Here is a 16,436-nt window from a genome sequence, read left to right on the forward strand (position 1 = left end):
AGTGTGTAGCCGGGCGCGCAGTGCCCGAATCAGTTAGCTATCGTGTATTATGCCTATGCAGATATATAAGTAATACGATATAATAATTGGCAACTAAATGCCTATTCAAGAGGAAGAAATAACTTTTTGCTCTAAAAGATAACTTTTTTCTATAAACAACTCCACTTAAAAGAGATTATCTTTGTGACATGATTATCAATGGAGCAAGATATTATTCACCTTTAAATATAAAAGATTATGGATTTTCTAACAAATGAGAAATTGACAATTGTAGGCGCTGCCGGTATGATCGGCTCCAACATGGCGCAAACGGCAATCATGATGCATCTCACCCCTAACATCTGTTTGTATGACCCATATGCCCCCGGGCTGGAAGGTGTGGCGGAGGAGTTGTTTCACTGTGGATTTGAAGGACTGAACCTGACGTTTACATCAGACATCAAAGAAGCGCTGACCAATGCCAAGTATGTAGTATCTTCAGGTGGCGCAGCTCGCAAGGCTGGCATGACCCGCGAAGACCTACTGAAAGGTAATGCTGCTATTGCCGAAGAATTTGGCAAAAACGTAAAGACCTATTGTCCGGACGTGAAGCACGTGGTCGTCATCTTCAATCCTGCAGACATCACCGGCCTGATCACCTTATTATATTCAGGTTTAAAGCCTTCTCAAGTGACGACATTGGCAGCTCTCGACAGCACCCGCTTGCGCAGCGAACTCTCCAAACATTTCGGCATAGCCCCGGATAAGATAGAAAACTGCCGCACTTATGGCGGACACGGAGAACAGATGGCAGTATATGCATCTACCGCTAAAGTAGATGGCAAACCGTTATCGGAAATCATCGGCACTCCCGACCTGACCAAAGAGCAATGGGCAGAGATACAGGAAAAAGTAACCAAAGGAGGAGCCAACATCATCGCCTTACGCGGACGTTCATCTTTCCAAAGCCCGTCTTATGTATCCATCGAAATGATTGCAGCCGCCATGGGAGGAAAATCTTTCCGCTGGCCTGCCGGTACATACGTGCACAGCCACGGATTCAACCACATTATGATGGCTATGGAAACCGAAATCACCAAAGAGGGTGTACACTATAAAGAATTGAACGGCACTCCCGAAGAAGAAGCTAAACTGCAAGAAAGTTACACACACCTCTGCAAACTGCGTGATGAAGTAATCAGTATGGGCGTATTGCCCCCAATCAAAGATTGGCATAGCATCAACCCGAATATCGACTGATTCTGAAACAAGCTAATCTATCCTCTTTTAAAGAAGGTGTCCCTTTTTCCGGAGAGTGACACCTTTTTTAGATATTTTTCCTCAAAAGCCTTGTAGTATAAAAAAATCTCTTTATCTTTGCACCCGCAAACAAAAAAGGTGTCATAGCTCAGTTGGTAGAGCAAAGGACTGAAAATCCTTGTGTCCCCGGTTCGATTCCTGGTGACACCACTTTCCGAAAGGTATCGGAATGTAGCGCAGTTGGTAGCGCACTACGTTCGGGACGTAGGGGTCGGGCGTTCGAGTCGCCTCATTCCGACAAAAAGGTCTGACTTTTTGAAAGTCAGACCTTTTTGTTTTTTATTTTACTCCGTCCGTGTTGCAAGGTTTTATTGTTTCAGATAAACCCCACCTTACCCGATCCGTATTTATGAATAATCCGTTGCTCCTCCGTCAGTTTGGAGCGCGAAGCATAAGGGGATGCCTTCCGTTCCAGCCCCATCGTCACAAAACGATGGCGGAACTTGCTGCCCAACCACAGGTGGAAAAGCCACTCTAACTTTGCCACAGACCTAAAGAATAGTCGTCAGAATTTCACTTCCGTCTTACTTCCATCGTAGGCCACGGCCATCACCTTGATGCCGGAGCCGACCTCTGTATCCAGACTGAAAGAAGGTCTGTTGGACACGAATACCGACGTATCGCCATCATACACTTCGTAGGCAGCCACGTTTTGCCAGCCTGTCATGGTAATGGTTTTACCGCTCTTCACGGCAGTTCCTTGATGCACGGGCAAGCGATCCTTGAATACCTTCCAGTTAGAATCACAGATATACTCTATCTTTTCGCCGGTTGACGGATAGTTTTTAGCTTTTATCTCGGCCACGGCTTTGTCTATCCTGTTCTGCTCAAGCAGGAAGCGTCTTTTCCCGTAGTCGTCTATCTCGCCGTCGAAGGGCGACAGGTAGCCCCACTTCCGGAAGAAATCGGTCAAGTCGGCCTGCGCAATGTCGCACACCATCTTCACGAATTCCAGTTGCTGGGCTCCGGGATCCGGCTGGTCAGGCGAGGTGCGTATCTTTTCATACAAATCTTTGTAGAAGTCCGTCTTGCCGCGCGCATTAGAGAAGTAGAGCTGCAACTGCCACAACGAAACCAGCTTGCAAAAGACATCTTCCTCGCCGGGATGGGGCACATGCTTCACGAACGAGTTGTAGTAAGCCTTCTCGTAGCGGTTGTTGAAACGCCCCATCGCTTCCGACTCAATGCGCGAGGCGTTTCCCCATTCGGTTTGCACGTAGAGGGAGTGGACGTTATTCGTCACCTCGGTCATGCCGTGCCATTTAAATCCGGGACGGGTTTGAAACGAGTGCCCTTGCTCGTGTGCCGGCCCCCACGGTGATTTTTTCAGTTCATTCACGTCCAGCAACGTCCGACGTTCGTTTTCGCCCGTCACATTGTAGGCCGTGCGATAGGAGGTGGAGTAGAAATAAGAGTGATACATGGCATGGAAATAGGCGCGGTTCACGGTGGGACGATTGTACTTCATCAGTCCCATGAACTCTTTCTCCAGACGCACCAGCTCATCGTAAGCATCAATCAGTTGCTTGCCATTGTTGGCCGCATAGGTCTTGAAGTGTGCGGTGGAGAATGTGAGGTGAGCGTGCTTGCCCAACACGTCGAAATATTCATCGACGGCTGCATGGAGGTACTTCTGCCAATCGGACGCCTGATGCTTCTGCGAGTCGAAATATCCGTTCACCTTTCCGGTGGCAAAGTGAATCTTGACCTGAGGCGCCGACTGATAATCGGGGGTATGATAGAATACATATATCAGCCCTCTGTTCCTCATTTTCAGTTTGTTCACTCCCTCCGAAAGCGAATAGTACGACGCATTCCCATAACCGTCACCTCCGGGTTTGTTCAGATTCTGTACTTTCAAGCCGAGTTCATATCCTCCGGTGGAGCCTACGAAGACGATAAGCTCGTCGTTCTCATCGACACTGATGCCGGTAGGATTGTCGAGCAGGCTCAACGTGGAGGTCTTGTTCGTGCCCGCCCAGTCATCGGGATGCGGCCAAGCACGGTAGTTCTGGATGCGAAACTCGTGCGGATAGCTTCCTTTGTGTAGATAGTAGGCAATGTTGCGATAGAGGTTGTTCGGCACTTTCTCAATCTCTTCGAGCGAGACGCCGGGCTTCAGTTCCGAACAGGTGAGGTCGGTAAACAGCGTAAGCGGGTCAAAGTTGTCGAGGTTGTGGCGATAGAACTCCATCTCGGCGCACGAGGCAAACCCCTGCCCGTCTCCGTGACCCGATTTCACGACAAACTTCACGGACAACGGCTTTATCAGAGGCTTGTCCAGGATGACTTTCGCCGCCACCGAAGAGCCTTTGAAATCATAGTCTTTCACTTTCGCATAATTGGGAGCGGCTTGCGTGGACGCCCAAATCTCCACTTCTTTGAAATGACCATTGTAGCCCGTGGCGCGGGGATAGTAAATCAGGTAGTCGATGCTTTCCTGATTCTCGAAGAAATACTCCAGCGTAATGGGAAAATAATGGTCTCCCTGATTGCTCCACGACGAGTGGTACAGGGTGTTGTAATCGCCGTCGAACGATTTTTCGATTTCCCCGCCTTGCGGCTGGAAAGAGCTTGCCTTAGCATGGCTCACGGGCACTTTCACGTCATCCTTGATGTCGCCGTTGCTCTCGCCCGCATAGCCCGTTTGCGCTTTCTGCGTCACCGGGATTCGCTTTTCCAGTGTTCCGTCCTTCTGCTTTACAACCAGCTCGGTGGTACGCGCCGCTTCCGTGACATTGAACGACACGCTGAAGCGATGCGCCTTCTTCACCATTCCTGCGGTGCGCGTATCGGCCATGGGCTTAATCCAGGCTACATCCGCCGGGATGCTGATGTCGTATTCCACGTTAGCCGTCACTTCCAGGTTTATCTCTCCGCCGCCGGCTGCGACGGTGAACATCCCGGAAGAGAGCAGCAGGGCGGGAGCCATGCCCAGTTGTTCCACAACGATGATTTCGGAAAGACGGCCGACCGTCACCTTGATTTCTCCGTGCCGTTTCTCGTCTCCCTCGTTTGCGGACACGTTGATCCTCAGTATGGAGCCTCGCCGTTGCGTATGGAGCCATGCTCCGGCGTCGCCTTGGACGTCGGCTGTCCAATGGCCGTCGTTCGTCTTTATCTGAACCTCGAATGAGGAAGCCGTCTCAGCAAAGTTCACCGTTTTCGGCTCGACGGTAAGAGACGGTATCTCGTCTTCCTGCTTGTCGCTGCACGCAAACGCCAGGAAAGCGGATAAGAGGCACGAAAATAGAATGCTTGGTTTCATGTAGATTCGTTCTTGATAGGTTTTACTTTTTTTGATATGATTCTGCAAAAATATATTTTTTAGCCGTCGAGCCGTCGATTTTCCGTCAAAGTTATTTTTTTGGAGAACTTGGGCAGGTTCATGGCGACAATGAAGGCTTCGAATGATAGAGAAAAAAAAGATGTCAGGTCAGTGGAATTGCGGCGGTTGTAAAATAAAAGCCCGTCAAAGTCGAGAGGGTGCGCCAAGAACGCTTTTATGCCTTTCTTGTGCGAGTTTCACTCCGGCACACCCTCAAGAATTTTGTCAGGCGTTACAATACGGTTGTTTCTCCCGTCTCGGGGTCGAACATTTCGAGTTTATACTTGTACAGCTTGATTTCGGCCAGAGAAAACCACAACTCGCCACCGTGAGGCTCAAGCACTTCGAACCATACATACTGCATTGCGGACGGAAGAATGTAGCCCGGAGACTCCACTTCACTACCGCTTCCTTCGGGCATTCCCTCGAACTTCGCCACCTTATGCGCATTGAAGTCTGCCGGATTGTAAGTGGCTCCGTCGAAAGTTTCGCTCACCCACAGATTCATTCTTTTCGGGCGATTGTTGTTGTTGGCATTCGTACGGTTTTTGAGGAAGAAGCTCAACGTATTGGTTTTTACGGGCATCTCCATCACGATGTAGTGCGGAAAAGGCTTGGGATTGCTCCAACTGAAGTGCAGAATCGTGTTGTAGTTATCGTCTACCAAGCTGGCCACCAATCCTTCGTTGTCCTGCTGCGGGTTGCTCGCCCATATCCGGGTGGGGTCTATCTTCATCTGTTCCTTGGAGTCGGAAATCACTTTGGTTTTCTTGGGCAGAGCGAGCGACTCGGCAGTTATGGTGCGCACTTCTCCTTCGCGTCCCTTGGCGGTTACGGGCATCAGCTTGAACTCGATAGGTCCGTAGCGTTTCAGCAATCCGTCGATGACAATGTGGTCGGCATACACGCTGGCCAGACGAATATGCTTCTTGCCCGTGCCGGGATGCGTATAAGTGACCCGGATGTATTCGTAATTGGCCGCTTCCGGAATCTTCCAGCTTATTTTGACGGCCCCCTCCTGCGACTCGGCAGTCAGGGAAGAAGCTTCGATTGCCACAGGCTGTGGGCCCATATCTTCTTTCTGGCAACTCGTAAGTGCAAGCAGCTCAATGGCTCCTGCAAAGGCATACAAAAATAAAAGTTTCATATCTTATATAAAATGGATTTAAGCGTTAATAACCGGGATTGTTCACAAGTTTGGGATTCCTGTTGACGTCATCGCTCGGTATGGGCAACAGATAGTTCTTCGGCGCTTCGAATTTGCGCTCGAAAGGGATTTCCCTGAGTTTTGCAAAGTCGTCGATGGTATTTCCCTCGATGTTGAGTCCCTGAGCTTTCTTGCTGAAAGTTTCTTGGGCAATCATCCAGCGACGCATGTCCCAGAAGTTTTGATTTTCGAGATAAAGCTCTATCTGGCGTTCCTGACGCACGATTTGGCGCAGTTTGTCCTTATTGAGTTCGGCCACACCCGCCCATGCTTTCTCCACGGTGGGAATGCCCGCACGTGTGCGCACCTTGTTCAGGTAAGTCTTGGCGGCATCCAGTTCGCCCGTCTCCACGCATGCTTCGGCATAGCCCAGATAGAGGTCGGCCAAACGGATGACAGGCCACGGATATACTGTGCGGTTGGGGCCTCCTTTTTTCATAACCATGTTAGGATCTGTACCTTTCTTATTAAGGTATCCGCCGGGCGAATAGTTGTTGGTGCGATTCTTGCGTCCCTGATTGCCATTCTTCAGGAAGTTCAGGAGCACGCGTCCCCGTTCGCTCATGTAGGAAGGAATGGGGTATGCGTTGTCGTCGCCGTTCATCACTTCATAGTATCCGCCTTGGAAGCCCACCCAAGCATAGAAGCGAGGTTCGCGGTTGAGGTTGAAGGCAATGGTCTTCTCTCCCTCCTTGCCGTAGGCGGCATGATCGGCGTCTATGCTGACAACCGCCAGCTTGTCGTTCGACTTGAATTCAGGATCTTCATCCCACGGCAACCCGTTCTTCGTATAGAAACGGTTCAACATGATCCAAGTGAGCGACACGCCGTTGGCGCCTTGGTCCGCGGACGTTTTAGGCGAACATTTCAGTTGTATATCATAGTAACCTTCTCCTCGCGTGTCAGCAAACAGCACTTCAGGATTTTCCGATCCTTTCCAATCAAGGGTCAGGGTACGCATGCGGCGTACGATGCCTTTGTCCGGAAATTTGTTTGCCGAACCATCTTCGCCCCGATAGGCGTCGTTGACGTAAAGGGCATGTCCATTGCTCTCGGCCAGTTTGATGGCCTCCATCAGAGCCTCCCTTGCTTTCGTCCACTTCTGGGCATCGTATGTAGCGGGCATCAGTGCTACACCTTCTTTATCCTTGAAATCGACAATGCCTCCGTTGAACAAGGGCGAAGCGGCATAGAGCAGCATTTTGGCCTTTACCGATTTAGCCATGATGCTGGTGGCCAATCCGTATTGGCTCTTTATGTCCCGCTTGGCAGGCAGGTCTTTGGCAGCTTCGTCAAGCAGGTCGCAAATCCAAGCCACACACTCGTCGTAAGGCACACGGGTGGGATATTCAGAGGCAAGAATGTCTGTCGACGGTGTTTCCTTAATCAGCAGAATGGGGCCGTAGGCGCGCGAAAGCAGAAAGTGATAATAGGCGATGAGGAATTTGGCCTGTGCCCGATAATCGTTCTTTTCGGCATCCGTGGTGTCGGGAAACTTGTCTATTCTTTCCATGAACATGTAGCACTGGCGTATTCCTTGAAAAAAAGTGTTCCAGTATGAAATAACCGGCGAGGAGGCCGAATAATTTCCCTTGGGGAAAGCGGCGAACGTTTCGTGCTCGAAAGCGGTTATCACCTCGTCGCCCGTGAGCAGGTCTAACCCTCCGGGTGTGTTGGCCGGATTGGGCAGGTAGGCATAGCAGGAATACAGATAATCGATACCGTTGTTGCGTCCTGTGTACGTGTCGGTGTCCGTAGTCCGCTCATCGGGCACTACGTCCAGAAAATCGCAAGATACACTGCATAGCATGGCCAGTGTCAGGGCAAATATTTTGAATAATAATTTCATATATGTCTATTTTTAAAAGATGCAAAACTTATTTATCATTGAACCGGACTTGCACACCCACGTTGAACGTGCGTTGCAACGGATACTTCATTCCGCTTCCTCCTCCCAGTTCGGGATCCCAGAGCTTGAAACCGGAGAGCGTGAACAAATTGGTTACGCTTGCGTAAAAGCGCATGCCCTTATACGTATAGCCCACTTCGAGATTTTTCAGCTTCAGGAACGCAGCGTTGCGCAACCAATACGTGGATCCTTGCTGGTTGTTCTGGTTGTAATGATGCGTCAGGCGCGGATAGCGGGCACGGTTGTTCTGGTTGTCCTTGCTCCAATAGTCGTCGGCTATCCATTGCAGCACGTTGCGTCTTTCCTGTGTGCCGAACGGGTAGAAACCGCTCATCATGAGCGACACGTTGGCCTGACCTTGGAAGAAGAACGAGAGGTCTATATTTTTATACCTCATGGATGGGCCGAAACCATATACGATTTCCGGAACATGGGGGTGTCCTATTTCAATCCGGTCGTCGGAGGTAATCTTCCCGTCATACTTGCCGTCGGCATCGGGCTGGTCCACATACTTTATATCGCCCGGAGCGATGGTGATGTTGCCCAGCGTGGAAGTGGGGTTGTTGGCTATATCCGCCTCGTCGATGTAAAGTCCGTCGGCCACGTATCCCATGTAAGTGTTCAGCCGGCGGCCCACTTGGCGTAGGGCGGGACGCAAAATGGGAGCCTCATCGTATTCGAGCACCCGGTTGCGGGCAAAGGTAAACGTACCTCTGAACTGTAAGGAGAAGTCTTTGGTGATTTGCTTCCCGTAGTCCACGGAAGCATCTATACCCCAATTCTTCACTTTGGCGTAGTTTCCGAAGATTTTCGTGTCGGCTGTGCCGAACGAGTTCGGGATGGATTGCTTTTGCTGGAAGATGTCGCTACGTATTTCCTTGAAGGCGTCGATGGTGAGGTTCAGCGAGTTGAAAAACTGCAAGTCCACCCCGACGTTGTATTTCCGCCCTATCTCCCAAGTGATGTTATCGTTTTGCAGGCGCGAGTAGCTGGGACCTTTGCGTTCTCCCGTCCGGGCGTCGTCGTAGCCGGTGATGTAGCCCGGTGTATTGTTCAATGAAACGATGCCCATGTAGATGAAGCGCTCACCGCCGATCTGGTCGTTTCCTACTAATCCGTAGGAAGTGCGGATTTTGAAATTGGACACGATGGATTTGAGGGGGGTCCAGAATTTCTCTTCACTGACGTTCCACCCCGCCGACACGGAAGGGAAGAATCCGAAACGGTGTCCCTTTGCAAAGTTTTCCGAACCGTTGTATCCGGCATTTACCTCGAACAGATATCTGTTGGCGTAATCATAAGTGATACGTCCCGCAAAGCCGAGCTTGCGTTTAGGGAGCGAGCCTATCAGGTTATTGTTGCCTATCACGTTGTTGTTGTACTCGCTCATGTTGTAGAGCAGCATGGCCGACACGTTGTGATTGCCGAACGAACGGTTGTAGTCTAAGTAGCTCTGGAAATAGTAGCTACGGTCTCCGGCCACGCTCGAACCGGCATTCAGGCTCGGTTTGGAGGGGTTTCCGTCCAAGGGGGTCTGAATGTATACTGTGTTTCCTTCGGCATCGGTCTCTACTCCTTCAAGAACGTATCTGTTGCCACCCTGAAAGCGGTAGTTCGTTGTCCGGTTCCAATTCTTGAACGAGAAGAGCACTTTAAATCCCAGCCCCTTGGTGATGAAGTCGAGCTTCTGTTCGTAGTTGAGGATGGACACAACGGTGCTCTCGAACATGTCCTTATAGCCCGCTGTGGCCACCACCATGGGATTTTCTATCGGGGTGGAGCCTATCCTTGTGCCTCCCCAATGATACCACGGGTCGCCGCCTTGCGGATAAAGGATGGGGAAATCGACGGCGTTGTTCTGCATGATAGCGTTGAAGATGTTGCCCACTCCACCACCGCCGTCGCTGGCCGTAATGGGGCCATGCAAGTTGTTGAGCTGCACATTGAGGTTAAGCCCTATCTTGGCGGTCTTGGAGAGGTTGAAGTCAATGTTGTTCTGGAATGCGTACTTCATGTAGCTGATGTTGTTGTCAAACGAGAAGAAGTCTTTGCTGCGTCCTTTCAGCATACCGGTTTCGTGCACGGCGTTGACGTTCATGAAGTAGGTGATTTTGCTCGTACCCCCGCGGATGTTAAAATTGGCCTTCTGGTTGAACGTGGAGCGGTTGAACAGCTCGTTATACCAGTCTACGTTCGGATAGAGATAAGGGTCGAGCCCTTGCATCGTTCCGTTAATTTTGTCTTCGGAATAGAGCAACGCATCGGTTCCTTGGTTGGTGACCGCTTCGTTGAACATGCGCATAAACGTGACGGGAGTTACCACTTGCGGCACGTTGATGGGCTTGTTCACATAGCCTTCCACACGCACGCTTATCACCGGTTTGTCGAGGTCGGCACCGCTTTTGGTCTTGATGATGAGCACTCCGTTGGCTCCGCGCGTACCATACATAGCCGAAGCGGTGGCGTCTTTCAATACCGAAAAGCCTTCGATTACTTCCGGGTCCAGTGCGTCGAGGTCAGCTTTGCTCACCTCCACCCCGTCGAGGATGATGAGCGGGTTGGTTGCGCCGCTCATGGTGGAAACGCCACGCACAAAAAAGTCGGCGCCGTTTCCTCCCGGTTCACCGCTACGCTGATAGGCGATGACACCCGAAAGACGTCCGGCAAAGGCGGTGGAGAGGTTCGTTGCCGGTACTTTCAAGTCACTGGGGCGCAGTGTCTGTATCGAGCCCGTCATGGTGGCTTTTTTCTGCCCCATATTGAAGGCCGTCACCACCACTTCTCCCAGCGTGGTCGCGTCTTCCGACAGGGAGACGCTGAGTACCTTCTGGTTGCCTATTTTTACTTCTTTGGATAGGTAGCCGATGAAGCTGATCACCAGCACATCGTCGGGCGATACCGAAAGCTCGAATTTTCCGTCCACATCGGCCGTGACGCCGTAGGGAGGAGTGGCGTTCTTCACGAGCACGGAGGCGCCGGTCAGCGGGTCGCCCGTCACGGCATCTACCACTGCGCCTATCACCTTGCTGCGGCGCGAAGATTGCTGCTTGGCATTTGTTCCGGCTTTCTTCGAAGAGGTGATGATTACGTTTTTTCCTTTGATATTCACATTGTAGCCTGCAAAAATGGTTTTAGCCGCCGTTTCCACGGTTGCTTTCTCTATGTTTACGCTAATTTTGCGCGAAACGTCCACATCGGCATTGTTATACACAAATTTGTAGGTAGATTGTTTTTCGACTGCCCTTACGGCTTCTACGACAGTTACATTATTCAGTTTTAGGGTTATCCGGTTGTCTTTGGCCACGGCCGCCATGCAGAAAGTGGAGGCAAACAGGCCTATAATCAGGATGCACAATTGTGTACAAAACGTTATTTTTTTGCAACAGAATGAAAAGTCGTTCTGTTTTCCTGTGTAATTCATACTATTTATTTATTTTTGTTGAGTAATTAGCTTCCTCCTCTTGCGCTCTCTCGGTTTTCGGCAAGAGTGGAAGAAATAGTTAGAACGAGGGGCGGATAGGTGAAGGCATCCGCTCCTTATTTTTTTATATATTCTTCGTTTTATGTTTTCATAGGCATTCAGGTTTTAAGGGGGTTATTATTCGATTGTTATTTCGTTGGTTCCGGTTCTTTTCCATGTCAGGGGCGTGATGCTCTGCAAGATGCTCAGGATGTCGTCCACGGTTTCATTGTCGAGTGTGAAAGATACCGGGGTATTCAGCAGTTGCGGGCAGCACGTCTTGCACGAAATGCTTATGTTATACCACTTGCCTAACTGAATAAACACGTCTTTTAGCGGCGTATTCTCAAACAGGAGATGTTCTTTTCGCCAGTTAGTGTAGGCCGAGGCATTTACCATTCTCACTTCCGTGGATTTCTCTTTTTTATTGTAGATAAGCTGGTGGTCGGGCTGCATTTCCAGTTTCCGTCCCGTCTCTTTCACCGTCACGTCAATCTTGCCCGTCTCCAATACGGCCTCAGCATGTGGCAGTTCTTTCCTGTCGGTGACTACGAAAGTGGTTCCGAACACTCTTACGGTCATCGTCGACGTATTCACCGAGAAGGGTCTCTTCTTGTCTTTCCTTACGTCAAAGAAAGCTTCGCCTTTCAAAGCCACGTTGCGCCGTTTGCGGCCGAACTTCTTCGGATACGTCAGCTCGCTTCGGGCATTGAGCCAGACTATGGAGCTGTCCGGGAGGATGACCTCTTTTTTACTGTCGCAAGTGACAACGGTCAGCATCCGCTCACCGAACGCAAGTTCAACGTCCCACATCTGCAATCCCAGCAGCAGAAGGAGCACTGCCGCTGCCGAACTTGCCATCCACCGATACAGCTTGCGGCGTTTCTTTGCCTCCATTCGTGCAAAGAACATATTCGCAGCTTTCCGGGTCGCCGCTTTGTCTTGAAGTTCGATGGTCGATTCTTCCCACACTTTCGCCATCTGCACAAAGTAGTCTTCGTTCTCTTTCGATGCCCTTACCCATTGTGTAAGCCTCTCTTCTTCTTCCGGCTCGATGTTACCTTCCAGAAAATTAAGGATGAGTACATCGCAGTCTGTCATATTCTGTTGCATAATACCTATTTTTTTAACTGATTTCCATTATCACGATTCACAAAGGATATACCCTACCTCAGTTTGCGAATTATTTTTGGTGCACCTGCCGGAAATCTGTAATACTCATAAACGGACATTGCAGATACAAAACATGCTTTCCCGATTTACAGGGAGAGGAGGCCGTGCGTGTGTCACCGGACAGAGCGAATCGTTGCAGGAAGGGAGCACATGCCTTGATGCCTGTAGAAACAATGCTTGCAACGGCAATCAAGCGGTAAGTGTAGCGTTTAGGATTGAAGAAAGTTCTGAACCGGAGAGGAAAACCAATGAGGCGGTGCAGGAATTAGTCACTTTCCGATTCGGAATTTGTTAAATATAATTAAATATGGGGGGGGGGTAATAATAGAGGGTAGTGAAAGGATGAAAGCAGCCACAGGCATATATCCGTTCCGCAAAAGATGGGCACGAATATCCTTAAGCGCCTTCGAAATGTGCTTCTCCACCGCTTTCACCGTAATGTTTAGCTTTTCGGCTATCTCGCGGTTCTTAAGGTTTTGAAAACGACTCATCATGAATACCTCCTTGCACCTATCGGGCAGGAGCTCCACGCAAAGTATTATCTCTTTCTTTATCTCGTCCGTGCTCAACTGCTCGTCTGCGGTGAACGTGGTGAAAAGCAGGTTGTCCAGGTAAGAGACATCCTCCGACAAATCTTTTCGGGCATATTGGGACGATTTCAGCAGGTCAAGGGCGCGACGATAGGTCAACGTGTACAGGTAGGATTTTATAGGAATGGAGGCGTCTATCTGTTCCCGGTTTTCCCAACAGTGGGTAAAAACTTCTTGAACAATGTCCTCGGCATGCGGCATGTCGCCGACGACGCGCATGGCAAAGAAGCGTAAAACTTTATAGTAATCGGTATATATGCGTTCAAAACATGCTCTATCCATTGTAGAATTAAAAAGATTTACTCAATGAAATAAACAACAATAGCAAAATTAGCAAAAAATCTTCTTTTGCACCCGAATCTGTTTGAAAAAACAAAAAGAGAACAGCGGTCAACCCTTCCGGTTATGCTTACGGTTTGCTATTTTAAGGGAACAAATATAGTGATTAATTTGTCCTTTCACTACTTTTGCACCCATGAACGCAGAAAAACGTGTATTGCAGTGACAGTAGCGGCAGCAGTGACATAAAGTGCTTTTTCCCTTATCATTAAATGAATATGTATATATAATATATACATATATCTTTATAACAGTAGTCTCTGCAAAAGGACATTACAATAAAAAATAAACATTAAGTTGGCAGATTATATGATTATGCGGTAATGGCGGTTGTGACAAAAGAAATGGGAAATAAATTTATATCTTCATTTCCCAATATAAATATAGCCACTTCAGTTTCAGTAGCCGACATTGATTTCGATAAATTATGCGACCAAGTCACCAGTCAGGATTTTGTGCCCAGAGGCATTGTGAAAGCTGTCCTCGACGGCATGATTGACGTACTCTGCACCTATGCAAGCATTGGTACAACTATTAGACTGGGCGATTTCGGCAGCATTCGTCCGGGCCTGAACAGTAGAAGCCAAGACACGGCAAAGGCTGTGACAGCAGATGTAGTTTATCGGCAAAAACTGATCTTCGTTCCCGGAATGCGGTTAAAGAATATGATGAAGACCTCCGGAGTAACCCGTGTGACAATTGAATCGGCGTTGTCGTACTTATCTTCACCACCTCGTCCATAATCAGAATAAAAATACTACATTTTTCTTCCTTTTTGTATATTATATCCAAAATATTCTGTAATTTTGCGCCATTCTTAGAATAATTATACGGAAATATGAAGAAAAAAGCCAATCGGTTAGATGCCATCAAGATGATTATTTCAAGCAAGGACATCAGCTCTCAGGAAGAATTGCTGTCGGCTTTGGGAAAAGAAGGCTTTGAACTGACGCAAGCCACCTTATCACGCGATCTGAAGCAACTGAAAGTTGCCAAAGCAGCCAATATGAACGGTAAATATGTATATGTATTGCCCAACAACATCATGTACAAACGTTCCAACGACCAAAGTGCAAGCGAAATGCTGATGACCAGCGGGTTTATTTCACTTCAATTCTCAGGTAATATCGCTGTTATCCGCACCCGTCCCGGCTATGCCAGCAGTATGGCTTACGACATAGACAACCGCGAATGCCCCGCCATCTTAGGAACCATTGCCGGAGACGACACCATCATGTTGGTGGTACATGAAGCAGCATCCCATGAGGAGGTTCGTGCATTTCTGTCACAAATCATTCCGAATGTAAAGTAAGTAAACTCAAACGATAGTAAAGATTTTAATTAAGAAAAAATGAATTCTAAACAAATTGATGTGATGGTGGCCGACGCCTCACATGAAGTTTACGTGGATAAAATTTTGGATACCATCCGGGAGGCTGCAAAGGTACGCGGAACAGGCATCGCAGAACGCACACACGAATACGTAGCTACTAAAATGAGAGAAGGAAAGGCAATTATCGCCCTTTGCGGAGATGATTTTGCAGGCTTCACTTATATAGAAAGCTGGGGCAATAAGCAATATGTGGCTACATCGGGACTGATAGTTCACCCCGACTACCGGGGACTGGGATTAGCCAAACGAATCAAGACAGCATCTTTCCGATTGGCACGCTTGCGATGGCCCAACGCCAAGATATTCAGTCTGACCAGTGGAGCTGCCGTAATGAAGATGAATACCGAACTGGGATACGTACCCGTCACCTTCAACGAACTGACCGATGACGAAGCATTTTGGAAAGGTTGCGCCGGTTGCATCAACCATGATATATTGGTAACCAAAAAGCGCAAGTTCTGCATCTGCACGGCGATGCTTTACGACCCGAAACTGCACGAAGAAGATAAAATTTAAAAATACAAGGATATGGAAGCAAAGAAGAAAAAAGTGGTAGTCGCATTCAGCGGCGGTCTGGACACCTCGTTCACGGTGATGTATCTTGCCAAAGAAAAAGGATACGAAGTATATGCGGCTTGTGCCAACACCGGAGGTTTCAGTCCCGAACAACTGAAAACCAATGAAGAAAACGCTTACAAATTAGGTGCTAAAGAATATGTCACTATTGATGTAACACAGGAATATTATGAGAAGAGCCTGAAATATATGGTATTCGGCAATGTACTACGCAACGGCACTTATCCCATTTCCGTAAGCTCCGAACGCATCTTCCAGGCGCTTGCCATTGCCCGCTATGCCAATGAAATAGGTGCGGATGCCATCGCCCACGGTTCTACCGGTGCAGGCAACGACCAAATCCGTTTCGACATGACTTTCCTGGTAATGGCTCCGGGAGTGGAAATCATCACCCTGACACGCGACATGGCGCTGAGCCGCCAAGAGGAGATAGACTACTTGAATAAACATGGCTTTGCCGCCGACTTCGCCAAATTGAAATACTCCTATAATGTAGGTCTGTGGGGCACTTCCATCTGTGGCGGTGAGATTCTGGACTCTGCACAGGGATTGCCCGAAACGGCCTACCTGAAGCACTGCACCAAAGAAGGCAGCGAACAGTTGCGTCTTACTTTTGAGAAAGGTGAACTGAAAGCCGTGAACGACGAGAAATTTGATGACCCTATCAAGGCCATACAGAAGGTGGAAGAGATTGGTGCAGCATACGGCATCGGACGCGACATGCACGTAGGCGACACGATTATCGGCATCAAAGGCCGTGTAGGTTTTGAAGCTGCCGCACCCATGCTGATTATCGGAGCGCACAAGTTCCTCGAAAAATACACTTTAAGCAAATGGCAGCAGTACTGGAAAGACCAAGTGGCAAACTGGTACGGCATGTTCTTGCACGAAAGCCAATACCTGGAACCGGTAATGCGTGACATCGAAGCCATGCTGGAATCTTCGCAGCGCAATGTGAATGGCACGGCTATCCTGGAACTTCACCCACTGTGTTTCTCTACCGTAGGTGTGGAAAGCAAAGACGACCTTGTGAAGAATAAATTCGGCGAATATGGCGAAAGGCAGAAAGGCTGGACTGCCGAAGACGCCAAAGGTTTTATCAAAGTGACCTCCACGGCTCTGCGGGCATATTACTCCAACCACAAGGACGAAAAAATTTAAT

The 16,436-nt window shown here is 49.0% G+C and carries 12 protein-coding genes and 2 tRNA genes; 7 read left to right on the top strand and 7 right to left on the bottom strand.

Annotated elements, in window-relative coordinates; all coding sequences use genetic code 11:
* Positions 1-237: 237 nt before the first annotated feature.
* The 3 genes from BACHE_RS01410 (at position 238) to BACHE_RS01420 (ending at position 1,537) form a co-directional block, all read left to right on the top strand.
* Entirely contained in the window at positions 238-1,239 is a 1,002-nt protein-coding gene (locus BACHE_RS01410) for a malate dehydrogenase (protein ID WP_013545917.1), read from the top strand.
* A 137-nt stretch (positions 1,240-1,376) separates the two neighbouring features.
* A tRNA-Phe gene (locus BACHE_RS01415) sits at positions 1,377-1,449 on the top strand.
* A 15-nt stretch (positions 1,450-1,464) separates the two neighbouring features.
* A tRNA-Pro gene (locus BACHE_RS01420) sits at positions 1,465-1,537 on the top strand.
* Positions 1,538-1,615: 78 nt separating this feature from the next.
* Here BACHE_RS01420 and BACHE_RS17690 read toward each other — a convergent pair.
* From BACHE_RS17690 to BACHE_RS01450, 7 genes are all read right to left on the bottom strand, one after another.
* The gene (locus BACHE_RS17690) at positions 1,616-1,786 is read right to left on the bottom strand and encodes a hypothetical protein (RefSeq protein WP_245530907.1); all 171 of its coding nucleotides are present in this window, start codon (positions 1,784-1,786) and stop codon (positions 1,616-1,618) included.
* 18 nt (positions 1,787-1,804) lie between these two features.
* Positions 1,805-4,567: a M60 family metallopeptidase gene (locus tag BACHE_RS01425; protein WP_013545918.1), complete on the bottom strand. Its 2,763-nt coding sequence runs from the start codon at positions 4,565-4,567 to the stop codon at positions 1,805-1,807.
* A gap of 292 nt (positions 4,568-4,859) precedes the next feature.
* Complete coding sequence (locus BACHE_RS01430; protein ID WP_013545919.1) at positions 4,860-5,774, bottom strand: DUF4959 domain-containing protein; 915 nt, start codon at positions 5,772-5,774, stop codon at positions 4,860-4,862.
* A 25-nt stretch (positions 5,775-5,799) separates the two neighbouring features.
* Positions 5,800-7,683, bottom strand: a complete 1,884-nt coding sequence (locus BACHE_RS01435) for a RagB/SusD family nutrient uptake outer membrane protein (protein WP_013545920.1) — start codon at positions 7,681-7,683, stop codon at positions 5,800-5,802.
* A 28-nt stretch (positions 7,684-7,711) separates the two neighbouring features.
* Entirely contained in the window at positions 7,712-11,164 is a 3,453-nt protein-coding gene (locus tag BACHE_RS01440; protein ID WP_013545921.1) for a TonB-dependent receptor, read from the bottom strand.
* 177 nt (positions 11,165-11,341) lie between these two features.
* On the bottom strand, positions 11,342-12,316 hold the full coding sequence (locus BACHE_RS01445; protein ID WP_013545922.1) for a FecR family protein: 975 nt from the start codon (positions 12,314-12,316) through the stop codon (positions 11,342-11,344).
* Positions 12,317-12,645: 329 nt separating this feature from the next.
* Entirely contained in the window at positions 12,646-13,248 is a 603-nt protein-coding gene (locus tag BACHE_RS01450; RefSeq protein WP_013545923.1) for an RNA polymerase sigma-70 factor, read from the bottom strand.
* A gap of 401 nt (positions 13,249-13,649) precedes the next feature.
* On the opposite strand from BACHE_RS01450, the gene BACHE_RS01455 reads away from it, so the two are divergent.
* The 4 genes from BACHE_RS01455 to BACHE_RS01470 all read left to right on the top strand — a co-directional run bounded on the left by BACHE_RS01455 (position 13,650) and on the right by BACHE_RS01470 (position 16,435).
* A complete protein-coding gene (locus BACHE_RS01455; RefSeq protein ID WP_245530908.1) occupies positions 13,650-14,048 on the top strand; it encodes an HU family DNA-binding protein in 399 nt (132 codons plus the stop codon).
* Between the two features lie 95 nt (positions 14,049-14,143).
* Positions 14,144-14,617, top strand: coding sequence for an arginine repressor (argR, locus tag BACHE_RS01460; protein ID WP_013545925.1), 474 nt, complete (start codon positions 14,144-14,146; stop codon positions 14,615-14,617).
* A gap of 39 nt (positions 14,618-14,656) precedes the next feature.
* On the top strand, positions 14,657-15,214 hold the full coding sequence (locus BACHE_RS01465; protein ID WP_013545926.1) for a GNAT family N-acetyltransferase: 558 nt from the start codon (positions 14,657-14,659) through the stop codon (positions 15,212-15,214).
* Between the two features lie 12 nt (positions 15,215-15,226).
* Positions 15,227-16,435: an argininosuccinate synthase gene (locus tag BACHE_RS01470; protein ID WP_013545927.1), complete on the top strand. Its 1,209-nt coding sequence runs from the start codon at positions 15,227-15,229 to the stop codon at positions 16,433-16,435.
* The last annotated feature ends 1 nt before the right edge of the window (position 16,436 follow it).

This window comes from Bacteroides helcogenes P 36-108, from assembly GCF_000186225.1.
In the GTDB taxonomy this organism is placed as follows: Bacteria; Bacteroidota; Bacteroidia; order Bacteroidales; family Bacteroidaceae; genus Bacteroides; species Bacteroides helcogenes.

Coding starts and splice junctions, on each gene's coding strand:
- BACHE_RS01410 (WP_013545917.1), top strand. CDS start 238: ATGGATTTTCTAACAAATGAGAAATTGACAATTGTAGGCGCTGCCGGT.
- BACHE_RS01425 (WP_013545918.1), bottom strand. CDS start 4,567: ATGAAACCAAGCATTCTATTTTCGTGCCTCTTATCCGCTTTCCTGGCG.
- BACHE_RS01430 (WP_013545919.1), bottom strand. CDS start 5,774: ATGAAACTTTTATTTTTGTATGCCTTTGCAGGAGCCATTGAGCTGCTT.
- BACHE_RS01435 (WP_013545920.1), bottom strand. CDS start 7,683: ATGAAATTATTATTCAAAATATTTGCCCTGACACTGGCCATGCTATGC.
- BACHE_RS01440 (WP_013545921.1), bottom strand. CDS start 11,164: ATGAATTACACAGGAAAACAGAACGACTTTTCATTCTGTTGCAAAAAA.
- BACHE_RS01445 (WP_013545922.1), bottom strand. CDS start 12,316: ATGCAACAGAATATGACAGACTGCGATGTACTCATCCTTAATTTTCTG.
- BACHE_RS01450 (WP_013545923.1), bottom strand. CDS start 13,248: ATGGATAGAGCATGTTTTGAACGCATATATACCGATTACTATAAAGTT.
- BACHE_RS01455 (WP_245530908.1), top strand. CDS start 13,650: ATGGGAAATAAATTTATATCTTCATTTCCCAATATAAATATAGCCACT.
- argR (WP_013545925.1), top strand. CDS start 14,144: ATGAAGAAAAAAGCCAATCGGTTAGATGCCATCAAGATGATTATTTCA.
- BACHE_RS01465 (WP_013545926.1), top strand. CDS start 14,657: ATGAATTCTAAACAAATTGATGTGATGGTGGCCGACGCCTCACATGAA.
- BACHE_RS01470 (WP_013545927.1), top strand. CDS start 15,227: ATGGAAGCAAAGAAGAAAAAAGTGGTAGTCGCATTCAGCGGCGGTCTG.